The following is a 14,107-nucleotide window of genomic DNA, read 5'->3' on the forward strand; positions in this document are numbered from 1 at the left end:
TGGGCGGCGGGGTGAAATTCGCTTGCCATTTGGTGCTATGCTACTGATTCTCGTGCCTTTTCTCATTGTAGGTCTGTATTTCCAGAATCACAAGTACAATGCTCTGTCGGCAAATCCGGAACATACATCGACTGTGATTTCAAATATCGGCTATATAGGCAACAGTGGTCCTATAATACATTACAAATTTACAGTGAACGGTGTAACATATAAAGGTGGTATGCATGCCAATGGTTTTGCCGTTGGCGACAGCATAGGTGTGGTATATCAGAAAGACAACCCGGAGAATAATATGACGGTGTTTGAATATTATGATGGCCCGTCGTATGGTTCGGTCGCAATATTCGTCCTCGCTGCGATTATTTTGGCTCTATACCGATGGCGAAAAATCAATCGAAAATACAACGAGAGCTGCCCGGAGTTGGATGGCACTGGAAGGTGTAGTATTTACCGCACCGACAAAGAATATATATTGGTTACAGTATATAATGTCACTGCGAGTCTTCCGATTAAATTCCTCCCCATAGGCTGTAGTAACGGAGAATTTGAGAATACTCTCATGGAAATATTCCATGCAAGTCTGCATGGCAAATATGTGGAGCTGAAAAACGCAGAACTGATCAAAGCCATGAAGCAACGCTCATGGCGACATCTTTATCAACACTCCACAGGTGTGCTTCTGAAACACGACAGCCGCACTTTGGAGATTTTGCCCACCCGGAAAGCTACTGATGACAAAGGTCTTGACTGGGATTATGACCGCGCAATATCCTTTGACCTTGACGGCGCATCATGGAAAGACATCATAAACTCAACCCGAAAACTCCTTGAACACCATGAAACTGACCGATAAACGATTTTGGATATTTGAGGCATTATCTCTTTTATGTGGAGAATTAACATTCTGCATCGCTGCCGGGGCTTGGTTTGCATTATCTCAGGTTAATTGGTTTTCAGAATGGATATTCCAACTTCCAGTTTTGCTTTGCTGGGGTTTAGGGGCTTTCTTTTCATGGTTAACATCCAAAAGCGCAAACAATATTACATTTAGAACATATATCTGGACTAATTGTGTGTATCTGGCATTAACAATTTACAATGTCAGTAACGGAGACGGTAACTATTCAGCGAATCGAACACAATCAGGTCGGTCAGCAACAATTTTAGAATAATTCTCTGAGTATCATCACGGCTTTTTCATTTAAGATAAAATAAAGTGTATACCTGCCCTTACCCGTTTCGAGCTGAAGCGGGTAATCTGTTGTATCTGTATTTCAGTTGTTTATCTCTTCGTTAAAATCTTATTTTTTTCATTTTTGGCTTAAAAATCGCATTAGTCGGGTAAAGCTCATCGAGATATGTCTGATCAGTTCGGCCATGCCTTTATTCTTATCCGATTGTTTTTTGCGAAGTCCTTTCCATATTGAGAACACCGAGTAAACGATTCTCTGTATGGTGTCGAGGTTTCGGGCAGCTCTCGACGACTTGCGTTTTATATTGTCCTGCTGAAGATTGTAGTCCAGCCCCCAGTGCATACTTTCTATTGACCAGTGGTTGCGTACGATGGTTCCGGGCTGCGGAGTATCCGTGGGCATACTGCTGACGTACAGGCGTTTTTCTGAGGTGTGTACTCCTGTTGACTTTTTGACTGTGGACGATTCATACTCTATGATGGTCATGTTTCCGCCCCATTTCTTCTTGTTTGCGATAATGTCCAGTCCGTCATATACGCGGTAGGTTCTCGTCTCTATCCTGCCGTGGGCCAGTTCGGGACCTTCGGTGTAAGAATATACCGGTGTGTGTTCCACTAGCCTGTCCTCAATGCCGTATCGCAATGACGGCTGGTTGGCTTTGAGTTCTATCAGAAAGTCTCCGCCTTTCTTTCTGATTTTCTCGACAATATCCTTCTGCATAGACATTGCGTCGGCTGTGACAATCTTTCCTGCGACATCTATTTTATCAAGAAGTATCGGTATGGCCTTTATCTCGTTGCTCTTTTCCTGACAGGCTTCGGTGGCGATTGTTATGCCGGTGCTGAACGAATAGGCAGAGACGATATCCGGGCTTCGCCCGTTTTCCTGAACGGTGCCGCGCTCGGCTTTGCCGTCAATGCAGATTATTTCAATGATGCGGCTGGCGCAAGTAAGTCTTTCAAGGAATATGTCTGCGAACTGCTGCATCCTGTCGGCCATATCCATATCGTTGATGCCGTTCTCCACACGGCAAAGCGTGGCCTCAGATGGTACGCCGTTCCTTAACAGGCCCATTTTGTGTAATTTGTTGAGGTTGTATCTGCCGAACTCCAATATCTCGGCTCGTCCGATGCATCCGGCCATACGTCCGAGTATCATCAGCATGATGATATCGTTGAGGCTGTGACGGAAATTGCCTTTGTCCAATCTACGGAAATCCGGCACGGATGAGGCAAACGCTCGAAGTTCTTCCATAATACTGCGCCTTGTGTCAAATTTATTGTGTACTTTTGCGGTATGATCAGGCGCATAGGCGTCAGTCGAACAGACTTGGTCAAGTGGCTTCATTTTTGGCGTAACTCTTTGATTATCACCTATAAAGTTACTAAAAATCTGCCACTTGGCCAAATTTTCATTGCACTTATTTTCTTGAAAATCAGAGGTTAAAGCCTCTCCACCCGTACTGCTCTCGCTATAAAATAACACATTTGTCGAGAATGAGACGAAATCTTAAATGAAAGAGCCGTGATAATTCCATGTAATTCTCTGAATAATATACGCGAAAATCCAAATAAAAAACTTATCTTTGCGGAAAAGAAAAGCGTTTTTAGAATTGATGCAAAATTAGGTCGAACAAAGCACCTCGCTCGTTTCCAAATCGTTACCTGTTAAACCGCAAATCTCGGTACTCATTAACAGCAAGCTGATAAGGATTTGAATAATGTCTTGCGATGTGGAACGTGATCCGGCGGTTGATTCCAGCCTCCTTTATCCACGCCCGGAGAGGGTAGTTTATCATTGAGCGTTTGAGAGTCTTGAACACAAGTCCCTCTTCTCGTTCACCGCAAAAGGCGAGGGCTTCCTCGCTGATTGGGAGAGTGGCTTCCTCATCGGTCTTTTCCGTGCGGATTCGCATAACATACCCGTCTTCGGTCTTGACGATATGTTCCCACCGGAGTTGCTGAATGTCGCTGATGCGGAGTCCGGTCATGCAAGAGAACAGCGACGCACGACGCAGCACCTCATGTTTGCATGGAGTCGCGGCGAGTTTCTTAACCTCGTCGAGCGAGAGAAACTCAATTTTGGTATCCTTCCACTCAATCTTTTCGAGGAAGTCATTTATGTTCTCTCGGAGGAGTTTCTCCTGATACGCCTCTTTGAGCAGAGTGCGGAATGTTGACCAGTAACCGGCGATTGAGTTATGGGCGAGCTTACTCTTGCGACCATCACGACGGCCACCTTTAAGAAGGTATGCCTGAAACTTCTTGCAGAAGTCCTCGTTGATTTCTCCGACGGTACATTTACCCTCGCAAAAATCATAGAAGTGCTGATAGACAATCTTCCACTTCTGGTATTTCTTGAAACACTTCTTGCGGAAGTATTCCAGAAAGTCGATGCGGAGTTTCTCTTTGTCGAGGAAGCCGAACTGCTCGTTGAGCAACTGCTCGAAGCGACGGCAACGGATAGCCTCCGCCTTTTCCATCATGGAGGCGTTGAACTCTCGTTCACGGGCATTTGCCGGATGCCTGTAGAGATATATTCCCAGACCCTCACGGCGGCTGAGCCTGTTGGTGTGAGGATTTCGGATTGGGGGATAGAAGTCGAGGTAGAGCGATATGCGGTCGCCCGATATTTCCTTTTTACGAAGGAAAACTTTAGTGCAGGTATTCATTGTATCTTGGAAGAGTTAAAAGTTTGACGCAAAGTTCGGTAGTGTTTGCATGGTGGAATCAGCCACCATCGCGCCACTATAGCCGGATTCGGCTAAATCGTAGGTGGCGCAAGCAAATCATCCAGTTCTTTGCGGGATATGTAGGTGTATCGACCCTTTTTTACTCGCGGGATGTTGTGATACTTCACATAGTGGTGCATCTGGTCATGGGTCATATTGTATTTAGCCATTGCTTCAGCATAGGTGTAGTATTGAGGCTCTTCTTTTTTGATTAAGCCCTTGGCTGCATCTACATGAGTTTTGGAATACAGTGTCTCGCGTCCTATCTTCATTTTAGGAATTCCTTCCTTTGAGATGAAGCAATAGACCGCAGATACAGTCATGCCAAACTTTCTTTGCATTTCTTCCACCGAATACCACTCAGTGATTTCAGGTGACGGTGCTCTCTTTGCGAAGTAGCGATCGACGTGTTCACGACTCCACATACTTTTCCCTCGGTGGATTGTTTTAGGGAACTTCTCTGTCTTTAGAATCTTGTAGAAACCGGAATTTGAAATTCCGAACTTTTCAAGAATCTCTTGGGTAGTGTAAAACTCGGATATTGGTTTCTTTTCACTGATGACGACCGGACGCTCTGATGATGTCGAGAATAGATCATCAATGTCTGCTCTACGGATTAGAGTCTTGCGACAAAGCTTCCATGTTTTCAGAGTGCCGTTGTTGATGTAGTTATAGATTGTCTTGTAACAGATACCTATAACTTTGGCCGCTTGTCTCGGAGTCAGGAACTCCTGCTTTTCTAATTCTGGAGGACATCCTTTGACCCTCTCGAACTCCTCTTGAACCTTCTCCAGCTTGGCTTGTCGCTTTCGCTCTTTATAAGCCAGCCCGGAGCAACGATGGCTGCAATAGTTGGTAGTCGTGGTTCTTGCCACAAACTCCTTACCGCACCATTGGCAGACTCGATTAACGAAAATGTTACTGCTCATTCTTGCTGAGTTTTTACTGAGTTATTCAGCCTGTAATTCAGCCAAAAGCGTGTAAGGGCGTGTATTGACGTGTACCCATGTGCAATTGTCCACTTTCTTTATCACGCTATTGGTCCCGGGTGACTGGCGGAATACAACCGGGATACAAAAATGGGCGAAAAAGGGGTCAGAATCCGTTAGAATCCATCAGTAAGGGTATGAAAAAAGCGTGCTGTAAAGCACGCTGTACTAATGGATTGTGACGGATTGTGACAATTACGTCATTTGCCGATGCAGAAGCGGTTAATTTGTTGATATACAGATAAGTGTAACTCTAATCCGTACAAGTGACGTGAATTTTCTATAGTTGTAAGTTGATAACCGTCTGCTACTTAAATCGTTACAAGTCGCATTTGCCAAACCGACAACAGTGACTCAATGCAAAGGTAGCTACAATAATCCGATTATCAAAGGGATATCGCATCTTTAACTTTTCGCGACATACAGATGAGCGTACAAAACGGGACTATTCTGGTTTCGTTATGAATTTTTTGAGACTCTCATATTGCTCATATATGTCAGGAATCTGATATTTGTCATTATGTATTGCTCCACGACCGAGTTCGATGTCTTTGATGACATTTTTGCAGTCTCCGGCTATGGTCTTATTCACACAATCTGTTGCGAATGTGGCTTTGATTTCGGGGATGAGTTCCTTCGCGTCTATATCCATCAGATTGCTCATCACAAAACCGGCGAATGTGCCGTCACACGCTTTCTGAGTAGGAAGATTGGAGATCATGTTTATTAGAAGCTGTCGAAACAATTCGATAATTTCGCCACGTCTTTCCGGCTGATTGAAGATTATCATTGCCAGAGCATCGGGTGCCTGTGAGCGGAGATAAGAGTCCAGTCCGGGCTGATTCAGATATGCCTCTATTGCAGGGATATTATCTTTGCCACACGCATAGAGTGCAGGATGGAGCAGTTCGGGTGCGAAGTCCCCAAGGTGATAATCGGCAAACTCTCCGTTTTGTCGCATTATTTCGAGAACTGCACCAAGACCTTTGTCGCTTTGAAGTTGGGCGAGAAGTATCACTGAGTGCATAATAGCACTGTTGTTCCAATTCTCGATTGTATCATCATTGATACCTTTATATGTTTTGCCGATGGAATAGAGTATTACATTGCTGATATCTTGTGCAGCTTCGTCTTTCGGCAGGGCAAGAATCCGGTCAATGACCTCGCAGGGCAGACAGCTGTAATTGTCGGGAGAAAGCAGCTCATCCGCTATAAACTGGTTCTTGACGGAAAGCGTCTGAGGATAATCGGGGTATTGATAGGTGTATTTTTCATCGGGATACCGACGGGATTCCTCTTTCATTTTAAGCATACCGTCCAAAGCCTTTTTTACGTCTTTTAAGGTGATGTCGGAGAAAGGAGATTCCTCGTCATCATCCTCGAAGTCCTCATTATCGATGTCTTCACCATAAGGCATGACATATTCAAAATCATCGCCAAGTTTTTTCTTCAGCGTATGGTAATATGGCATCTCCTTTCTGTCGGGATTGACAACAAGAAAATGTTTGCCGTTCTTACCAAAATCATATTCTATCAGCGGTATGTCGTCTGTGTCCTCTTCCAGAATATATCCGGCAGGATCAAACTCTTTTGACGGTTTAATGCCACCTTCCTCAGCGAAAGCCATTGCTCCATAGATAATGTTGTGGGCTTCATTATAACTGATTTCTTCAAGTCCCATCCCGTTTTTATAATTGTCAAGGTATTGTTCAAAATCATACGGAGTCATATTTTCATGGTACCCGGCATCCTTTACGCCGAGACAGAACGTGTCGACAAGAAAGGATGCCATAACCAGATTGCCGCTTGGTCGCACTCTGGTAACGATGACGTGAGCCATTCCGGATTCAAGCCAATCAGGAGGAGCGATGTAACATTTACTTATTGGCAGGGTTCGCGTTTTTTCACGCATGAACCGATATGGTGAGAGTGCGGGCTGCTGTTGTCCCTTGCTTTTATTCTTGGATTTCTTCTTAGCCATAATAGTTGGATATGTTGTTATTGATGAAACAAATTTGAAAATGAGATTGATTATCGGTTCATATAAAATTGCTTAAAAGTAGGTCTTGACAGCAAAAAGGAATTGGTCGATGAAAATGTGTTTGAAAGCGGCGATGTTGTTCTGCTCGTAGAACATTAGCATTGCCTTTTTGTAGTCAATCGAATCTACCGTGCGGAATGAAATCGGGCAATAGCCGTTGGCGATTAGAATGCCATTGCTCACTATTCGGGCTGTGCGCTTGTTGCCGTCGGTGAATGCCTGAATGTAGCTGAGTAAAACAAGTGCGAGCAGGGCTTTCTCGAAGATATTGTTCTTGCCGTTTATTAGTCGCACGGTATCTTCAAGAGCCTCGCGAATCTGAAACACATTGTCGAGGGGGGTGTAGTTGGTTCCGGTAATACCTACTCGGCGGTGACGGATATTTCTCTCAACACCTAATTCTTTTGTTAGCAGGGCATGAATCTCCTCGATACGGGCGACAGTCAAATTTTTAAGATAGTCAGGCACATCAAGAATAAAATCGAGAGCATCTTTGTGATTGAGGAGCATCACGGCCTCCTCTTTTGTCTTACCGCTTGCTGTTTGTTTTTCTTTCAGCAATCTCTCCGTTTCCAACAATGAGTAAGTATTGCCTTCTATCTGCGAAGATTTCCAAGACAAGTCAATTCCGAGACGTTCCATCTCTTTGCGATATTCCAACTCGGACATTTCCGAAAGATGCTTACGGAACAGTTCCTGTGCGTCATCAAGCCGTTGCAGTTCCTCATCGGAGAATAAATCCACCTTTGAAAGAATTTCATTTATGAGTTCAAAATTGAACGATTCCTGCACCTGACGCTCGTCGACATCCTTGTCGAAGTATGTGCCAAGGTTCAACTCCATAGTCACATGAGCCTGCGGAGTAAGTCTATAACGAGTAGCTGGACCACGACCGACAACCTCAATGTGTCCTTTAGCGACGCCATCGGCAATCAATCGTTTGAGTGTTGCCGGGCTTGGGGCATTGGTCAATGACGAGCCTATTTCAGCACGTGATGCCTCCGGATTGTAGTGAAGGAACTGAAGGATTTCAATCTCTTGAGTCATATCTCAAAGTTTTTATCGGCTCAAAATTACTAAAATTTATTGGAAAATCGGCTCAAATAGAGCCGATTTTTGCCATGTTAGCACTTGATTTGAGCCGATGCAGGTTCAACTGGCAAGTGCAAAATTAGCGATTTGTTTGAAGAACTCGGTTTTCGGGTTTGAAAAACCAAGTTTTTTCCGAGGCCTTAAGTTCAGTTTCTTTGCCACGTTTTTGATGTATAGGTCAGTGAAATCATTGAAATTTGACTTTTTGGGGATGTATTGACGGATGAGTTTGTTGATGTTTTCGACCGCTCCTTTCTGCCATGAGCAGTAGCTGTCGGCAAAGTAAACAGTCACATCATCAAGACCTTTGATGCGTAATCCGGCGGTTATGTCGAGGTGTGCCGCGAACTCGCTGCCGTTGTCAGTAGTGATGGTTTTAAGATATTTACGGTATGCGTACAGCATTCTCACGACAGTCTTTGACAATGGCTTGGCTCTTTTTCCGTAAGGTAGTTTCTCCATCATCACAAAGCCAGTCATGCGTTCAAGCAGCACTAGAATCGCGTGCCCGTAGGCATCAACAATAAGATCCATCTCAAAATCGCCAAAGCGTTTGCCGTCGGCCTCGGCCGGTCTGTCGTGTATGCTTGTGCGGTTTGGTATGTTGGTGGCTTTAGTGGGTTTGCGTTCGCCTTTTGGTCGTCGTCGGAAGTCGGGATGTCTGCGGTGACGGCGCAGTTCTCCGCTTTCATCAGCGTTTATAATGTTGTAAATGGTCTGTATGGATACGGAAACGCCTTCCTTGGCCAACACGCCACGAATTTGTTCTGGTGACCATTGGTGGTCAATAATCATCTGTTTTATACGCCACACCAACACGCTGTCGAGCTTCTTGTTGGATGTGGTGCGCTTTCTGCGTTCAAGGGCTTTGGCATGAGCCTTTTCCCACAGATAGTGGCCTTTGGTTGTGGAATTGCGCTTCAGTTCACGACAAAGTGTTGATTGACTGCACCCTACAATGAGGGCGATTTCTTTTCTTGGAGTTTTTCTTTGCAGTAAGGCGAAAATTTGCGACCTTTGCTGCGAGGTTAATTGTCTGTACATTAGCAATACAAAATTAGTTAATCTCAGGGAGACTTCGGTCTCCTTTTTTATTTTGTATTGCCAGTATGTTCTGCTGCTGTCCGCTCTTGGGGGCGGTTTAGGCCGCCCCCGCCGCTTGGGCATCCCCTCGCCAGAAGGAGTGAGGAGAATGAATAATTCCTAGCTCAAAGTTTTGCACTTCGATTTGGAATCTTCACTTGATTTGAGCCGATATATTCATGTTGCCTACAAATTATGACTTCTTTGATGCCCGTTGGCGATGTTTAAGGCTTAAATCCTGTAGATTGCGTCCGAGGGTATCCTCCTTGGCAATCAAAAGAAGGTCGTCATCAAGTTGCAGAGCATAAAGAACACGGGCATAGATGCCGATTGAAACCGTAGGAGAGCCTTTCTCGATGCGGTTCACAGTGAGAGGCGAACAGGTCGCACGTTCAGCAACCTGTGCAATCGAAAGATTACGACGCAGCCGGGCGAGCTTAATCTGCTCGCCCATAAGAGCCATCTTCTGTTCCAGTTTCCGGGGCAACTTAGTCCCCATAGTGTTCTTTGCCATTGCCTTTATTTTAAGAAGTGCAAAGTGTCTAAACTGAAGACTTTGCCATACTCAATCTATATTTTAATACTGCAAATATAGTAAAAATATTTATTATATGATATATTGAGTAGTGAATGATTGCAGCTATTGCCTCAACCTACCTATGCCAAATGCTTAATTTGTGGATTGACAGAAAGAAGTTGCCGGATAAATTCCTCTTGACGCACGGGCGATATAATGAGAGGAATGGAGCTTTTGAGAATCTTTCGGTCGGTGAAGGTGATTGCCAAACGATGAGACAGCGATGTTGCCGGTGATGAGAGTACACTTTTAGTCGGCTTAATCTCCTTAATCTTATCAATGGGGTAGGCGTTAGGGATAAAAAAAGAATATACCACAAGTGTATCTCCGTCAATGCGGTAGTAGATACTGAGGAATGTCACTAAGACAAACGCCAACATCACAAGACAAATAATCGTCGGCCAAATTCCGTCATCCAAGAAATAAGGAACAGCGCAGCACACAGCAACCAGTCCCAGAATGAACCATGTCGATCCATCCCATTTTGAATTATATCTTGTCCCTTCATACTTTTCCATAATCAATACTTCATGTTACTATACCGACAATGTTACTTGATGCTGTTAAAAAATAGCGGCTATTTCAGAATTATCCATCTGCCAGTCTTGTCAGAACCCTCGCGCCCTAACAATCCGAAGTCTCTTAATGCTTTTGTGGCTCGTTCAGCTGTTTTGGATGTAACGGAAAGAGCTTTTGCCATTTCAGAATGGGTGATGCTTTGATTTGCCTGTATCAACTCATATATCTTTCTTTGTGTGTTGGTAAGTTTTACACCGACACCATTCTTGTTTACACCGACATTTACACCGACATTGTTATTAATCAAGCCATCGCCTTCTTGATACTGTAAAACCCGACGTTTGAGGTTCGATATATGGTGACGAAGCATCATATCCTGCGCTATGGTAGAATTATCATTCTCACGGCTATCAACCAACGACTGGATATACTCTCCCTTGTCTTCTTTTCTGACTATGGAAGGAACCAGTCCCAACTGCCGTTGAATCATATTCATCACCAACCTTGTAGTCCGGCCATTACCGTCCACCCAAGGGTGGATGGTAACCAGCCTAAAGTGAGCCTCAAAACTCAGACGGTAACATGTCGCAATATCCGTTGTGTCAACATTTGCAACTTCTTGATTAAGCCATTCGCAAAAATCAGCTACAGTATGTGAAACCTTGTTATAAGCCAGATAACTTCTGCCGCCAATACCTGCACTGACATTGCACAGGCGAAACTCACCCTTTGACGAATCGAAATGTCCGGCAATAGTGGAGTATTCGCTCCCTGTTCGCCGCATAACAAGGGCAGACAGTTGCTGCAATAACTGAGGCGTATATGTGGGATTCTCAGTTGCAATTTTGAAAGCATAAAGATAAGCATCTTTCAGGTCAACATTCATCATCTGCTCAGTCAGCGAACGTCCTTTGGCGGTAATACCTTCATCGAAAAGAAGTTGGTTCTCAACTTCGGTAACAGCAGAACCTTCAATGGAAGTGGAATTGGTCACGATGGAATAAAGGTAAAATTTATGATAGTCCACCTGATCCTCAACTCCCGAAGCCAGATAAGCTTTAAGAGCCTCCTTTATCTGTGTGTCAAGGTCTTTATTCATTGTTTCTGTCGTTAATTTGAGGGTAAAGTTATCCGATTATTTCTTTCGTCGGTACTTCTGATTCGGATCATTGGGCTTTTCGGGGATGGTGGGTTCAAGTACACCAGCCTCAACCAAATCATAGATATATTTCTTTCTATTATCAAAATGCGCAGAAACTCCAGCACGTTCCAATATCTCTTTACGACTTCTTGGTACGGAGCAAAAGTTGCGAATATCCTGTTGCTTTTTTGATAATTTTAGCCTAACTGGGTCGGTAGGTAGGTCGGATTTTGATGGAACTGGGTCGATAGGTGGGTCGGCTTCAAAGTGAGCTGGGTCGGTTTTACTAATAACTGGGTCGGAAACTTGGTCACTTTTGCGGTGAGGTTGGTCAGTAATTTGCTCACTTTTTGAGGATGCTTGGTCGGTAACTAAGTTACTTTGGTCAGTAACTTGGCTACTTTTCCGGGGAATGGTGATGACGAACTCATTGGAGGCATGGGTGATTTCCTTGTCGGAAACACCATTCGAGAAAACCGCATCCGGGTCATATTCCAACGCACGGCGTACACCGCTTCCAGCTCCCGTGTATGGAAGCAGATAATTTGCGTTTGTGAAAAGGAACACATTACGAGGCATGGAGGTTCCGTTCTTCACATCTTCGATAGTTAGACCATTGGGGAGTGAACCGGGACTGTGTATCTCTACCCGGTCATCAAAGATGAAGATACGAATCGGAGTCTTTATATTCAGCGACCGATGCACCAAGGCATTGACAACATACTCCGTCAGACTCTCGTAGGGAATCTCCATTTCCCCGAGAGAGTTGAAGTCGCGTTTTACCTGCACCTTCCGTAGATTGCGGGTAAAGAAGTTCATGATGGTACGGTACTGATGAAGCAAATTTCCTTCGATTTCCATGTCGTGCATCTTGTCGCGGAACTGAGTGCCTCCGACAGAATTACCGAAGAAGCAGATACATTTAGCCGTAATTTCCGGCAACCAACGCTGAGTGTATTTACCGAAAAGCATCATCGCCGCCTTCGTCATTTGACCGTCAGGACGAATGAAACGAAGATTCCGCAAAAGCCGCTCGATAGTCGCTCCCTTGATGACGAATCCCGCCATCTGGTCAAGCGAGTAGTCTTTCATCGACAGTTCGTCAATCTCCTTGCCACGGAATACCGGGGCGAAACGCTCCATCATATACAGTTTGATGGTGTTGGCATCAAGATCATCTATGGTAGCGTTGCGCACAGCCTCTTCATCGGCATCGTAACGACCGCAGTCGCCCATCATGTCGGCAAGCTCCGAATTGTCAAATACCTTACGCTTGTCCGCTCCATTCTTAACCCATATTATACCTTTATTGTCATGATAAGGCTTGTTTTTGCCTTCTGGAATTGTTGCTACGACAACCGCTCCACCCGTAGTCGGTACATTCTCAACGTCAATTAGTACATTAGGAATCACGTTTTCTGAGGCAATGCTCGTCAGCAGATTGGTTGTTTCCTGCAACTCCATATATGACAGTGCATTGATCTCTCCCGACTTGTCATTGATGCCAATAACAAGTCTGCCGCCACGAGAGTTACTGAATGCCACCATCTCGCAGCCGATGTCATATTTATCCTTTTTCTTTGTAATACGTTCCTTAAACTGCACCTGTCCGGCCTCAGCCAAGTCGCGCAATTGAAGTATTTCTTTTTCAGTCATAATCGTTATTCTTTTGATAAGATTTCCCACCAGCCGTTGCGACGACCGTTGCGACGACTTATTATGCCTTTTTTGACGAGGTCAGAGGTAATGCGCTTGACTGTAGATGCTGATTTCTTTATAGATTTTGCAATCTCAGTCTGGGTGATTTTAGGATTATCCTCGATAATCTTTAGTACGGCTAACTCTTCCAAAGTACAATTCAAAGTGTCAAATTGAGACTTTGGATTGGGCGTCGTGATACTTTGGGCAGATGTTGTCGGAAGGGATACCCCGACGAGCATATCACGGTTGCGGAGTTCATTCTTTTCGCCGAGAATCACATTGCGTAGGAATCGTTCCACAAACTCAGTCGTAGGCGCGATATTTAACCCTTTATAAGACGCTCTTACGAGAGCATTGCGGAAATACCATGAATGTTCTTTGAACATATCGTTGGTTGCCGGAATACCCATCGAGCGGAGATACTTTATGAGGAAAACCGCAGTTGTGCGAGTGTTTCCCTCCCGGAACGGGTGGATTTGCCAAAGGTCAGCAATAAACTGAGACAGATGCTTGATAATCTCTGCCATTGGACGATTTGAATAGTCAAACTCTTTCTCCCGAGATAGGTCATATTCGATAGCTTCGCGTAAGTCAACAGCCGGTTGGTAACTCACCGAGGCATTTCCTCCAAGCACCCATTCCTTTTTGCTGAGTTCGACCTGTCTCAGTTGTCCGGCAAACTTGAATACACCTTCAAAGATACGTCGATGAATAGATGTAAGTCCAACTAAAGAAAATGCGAATGACGGTTCATTGAGAATCTTTGCGATGTTGACGGAAGCCTTGTCTCCTTCTTCATCCACAGTATCATGTCCGGACTTAGTCTCATAGTAAGCCTTGATGCGGGTGCGAGCCTCATCAATGGATATGTCACCCTCGATATGCTGGCGCGCAGTGTCAAGTAGATAGGTCGAAACCTTCAACCCATCCACATCCTGAAGACCGATAGCCGTCTGCCAAGCATCCGCCTTTTCCTTCTGTCCCGGTTCTCCATGAACTATGTATTCGTCAAATTCGCTCATAACAAGTTATTCAATCTG

At 44.7% G+C, this 14,107-nt stretch carries 13 protein-coding genes; 2 read left to right on the forward strand and 11 right to left on the reverse strand.

What is annotated here, in order from left to right:
- Positions 1–37: 37 nt before the first annotated feature.
- Both FDZ78_RS00285 and FDZ78_RS00290 read left to right on the forward strand, forming a co-directional pair.
- Positions 38–853 (forward strand): hypothetical protein, encoded by an 816-nt coding sequence (locus tag FDZ78_RS00285; RefSeq protein WP_124076565.1) that lies wholly within the window; start codon positions 38–40, stop codon positions 851–853.
- On the forward strand, positions 837–1,172 hold the full coding sequence (locus FDZ78_RS00290; protein WP_124076563.1) for a hypothetical protein: 336 nt from the start codon (positions 837–839) through the stop codon (positions 1,170–1,172). Before FDZ78_RS00285 ends, FDZ78_RS00290 begins: the two co-directional genes overlap by 17 nt.
- 138 nt (positions 1,173–1,310) lie before the next feature.
- Here the strand turns inward: FDZ78_RS00290 and FDZ78_RS00295 are convergent, their stop codons facing one another.
- The 11 genes from FDZ78_RS00295 to FDZ78_RS00345 form a co-directional block, all read right to left on the reverse strand.
- Positions 1,311–2,540, reverse strand: coding sequence for an ISAs1 family transposase (locus FDZ78_RS00295; protein WP_240740314.1), 1,230 nt, complete (start codon positions 2,538–2,540; stop codon positions 1,311–1,313).
- 313 nt (positions 2,541–2,853) lie between these two features.
- Positions 2,854–3,864 (reverse strand): site-specific integrase, encoded by a 1,011-nt coding sequence (locus FDZ78_RS00300; RefSeq protein WP_136408927.1) that lies wholly within the window; start codon positions 3,862–3,864, stop codon positions 2,854–2,856.
- A gap of 92 nt (positions 3,865–3,956) precedes the next feature.
- A complete protein-coding gene (locus tag FDZ78_RS00305; protein WP_124076073.1) occupies positions 3,957–4,853 on the reverse strand; it encodes a helix-turn-helix domain-containing protein in 897 nt (298 codons plus the stop codon).
- Positions 4,854–5,358: 505 nt separating this feature from the next.
- Positions 5,359–6,894 (reverse strand): DUF1186 domain-containing protein, encoded by a 1,536-nt coding sequence (locus FDZ78_RS00310; RefSeq protein WP_124076071.1) that lies wholly within the window; start codon positions 6,892–6,894, stop codon positions 5,359–5,361.
- Positions 6,895–6,966: 72 nt separating this feature from the next.
- Positions 6,967–8,001, reverse strand: coding sequence for a Fic family protein (locus tag FDZ78_RS00315; protein WP_124076069.1), 1,035 nt, complete (start codon positions 7,999–8,001; stop codon positions 6,967–6,969).
- Positions 8,002–8,106: 105 nt separating this feature from the next.
- Positions 8,107–9,090, reverse strand: a complete 984-nt coding sequence (locus tag FDZ78_RS00320; RefSeq protein WP_136408456.1) for an IS30 family transposase — start codon at positions 9,088–9,090, stop codon at positions 8,107–8,109.
- Positions 9,091–9,322: 232 nt separating this feature from the next.
- Positions 9,323–9,643: a helix-turn-helix transcriptional regulator gene (locus tag FDZ78_RS00325; protein ID WP_123408018.1), complete on the reverse strand. Its 321-nt coding sequence runs from the start codon at positions 9,641–9,643 to the stop codon at positions 9,323–9,325.
- Between the two features lie 143 nt (positions 9,644–9,786).
- Entirely contained in the window at positions 9,787–10,224 is a 438-nt protein-coding gene (locus FDZ78_RS00330; RefSeq protein WP_136408926.1) for a PH domain-containing protein, read from the reverse strand.
- Between the two features lie 59 nt (positions 10,225–10,283).
- Positions 10,284–11,324, reverse strand: a complete 1,041-nt coding sequence (locus FDZ78_RS00335) for a Fic family protein (protein ID WP_124076067.1) — start codon at positions 11,322–11,324, stop codon at positions 10,284–10,286.
- 36 nt (positions 11,325–11,360) lie between these two features.
- Positions 11,361–13,022: an RNA-binding domain-containing protein gene (locus FDZ78_RS00340; RefSeq protein ID WP_136408925.1), complete on the reverse strand. Its 1,662-nt coding sequence runs from the start codon at positions 13,020–13,022 to the stop codon at positions 11,361–11,363.
- 5 nt (positions 13,023–13,027) lie between these two features.
- A complete protein-coding gene (locus tag FDZ78_RS00345; RefSeq protein WP_136408924.1) occupies positions 13,028–14,089 on the reverse strand; it encodes a Fic family protein in 1,062 nt (353 codons plus the stop codon).
- Positions 14,090–14,107: the final 18 nt, after the last annotated feature.

It is taken from the genome of Duncaniella sp. B8, from assembly GCF_005304985.1.
In the GTDB taxonomy this organism is placed as follows: Bacteria; Bacteroidota; Bacteroidia; order Bacteroidales; family Muribaculaceae; genus Duncaniella; species Duncaniella muris.

What these genes read in the sequence shown, in the direction of transcription:
- FDZ78_RS00285 (WP_124076565.1), top strand. Translation starts at nt 38, where the DNA reads ATGCTACTGATTCTCGTGCCTTTTCTCATTGTAGGTCTGTATTTCCAG.
- FDZ78_RS00290 (WP_124076563.1), top strand. Translation starts at nt 837, where the DNA reads ATGAAACTGACCGATAAACGATTTTGGATATTTGAGGCATTATCTCTT.
- FDZ78_RS00295 (WP_240740314.1), bottom strand. Translation starts at nt 2,540, where the DNA reads ATGAAGCCACTTGACCAAGTCTGTTCGACTGACGCCTATGCGCCTGAT.
- FDZ78_RS00300 (WP_136408927.1), bottom strand. Translation starts at nt 3,864, where the DNA reads ATGAATACCTGCACTAAAGTTTTCCTTCGTAAAAAGGAAATATCGGGC.
- FDZ78_RS00305 (WP_124076073.1), bottom strand. Translation starts at nt 4,853, where the DNA reads ATGAGCAGTAACATTTTCGTTAATCGAGTCTGCCAATGGTGCGGTAAG.
- FDZ78_RS00310 (WP_124076071.1), bottom strand. Translation starts at nt 6,894, where the DNA reads ATGGCTAAGAAGAAATCCAAGAATAAAAGCAAGGGACAACAGCAGCCC.
- FDZ78_RS00315 (WP_124076069.1), bottom strand. Translation starts at nt 8,001, where the DNA reads ATGACTCAAGAGATTGAAATCCTTCAGTTCCTTCACTACAATCCGGAG.
- FDZ78_RS00320 (WP_136408456.1), bottom strand. Translation starts at nt 9,090, where the DNA reads ATGTACAGACAATTAACCTCGCAGCAAAGGTCGCAAATTTTCGCCTTA.
- FDZ78_RS00325 (WP_123408018.1), bottom strand. Translation starts at nt 9,643, where the DNA reads ATGGCAAAGAACACTATGGGGACTAAGTTGCCCCGGAAACTGGAACAG.
- FDZ78_RS00330 (WP_136408926.1), bottom strand. Translation starts at nt 10,224, where the DNA reads ATGGAAAAGTATGAAGGGACAAGATATAATTCAAAATGGGATGGATCG.
- FDZ78_RS00335 (WP_124076067.1), bottom strand. Translation starts at nt 11,324, where the DNA reads ATGAATAAAGACCTTGACACACAGATAAAGGAGGCTCTTAAAGCTTAT.
- FDZ78_RS00340 (WP_136408925.1), bottom strand. Translation starts at nt 13,022, where the DNA reads ATGACTGAAAAAGAAATACTTCAATTGCGCGACTTGGCTGAGGCCGGA.
- FDZ78_RS00345 (WP_136408924.1), bottom strand. Translation starts at nt 14,089, where the DNA reads ATGAGCGAATTTGACGAATACATAGTTCATGGAGAACCGGGACAGAAG.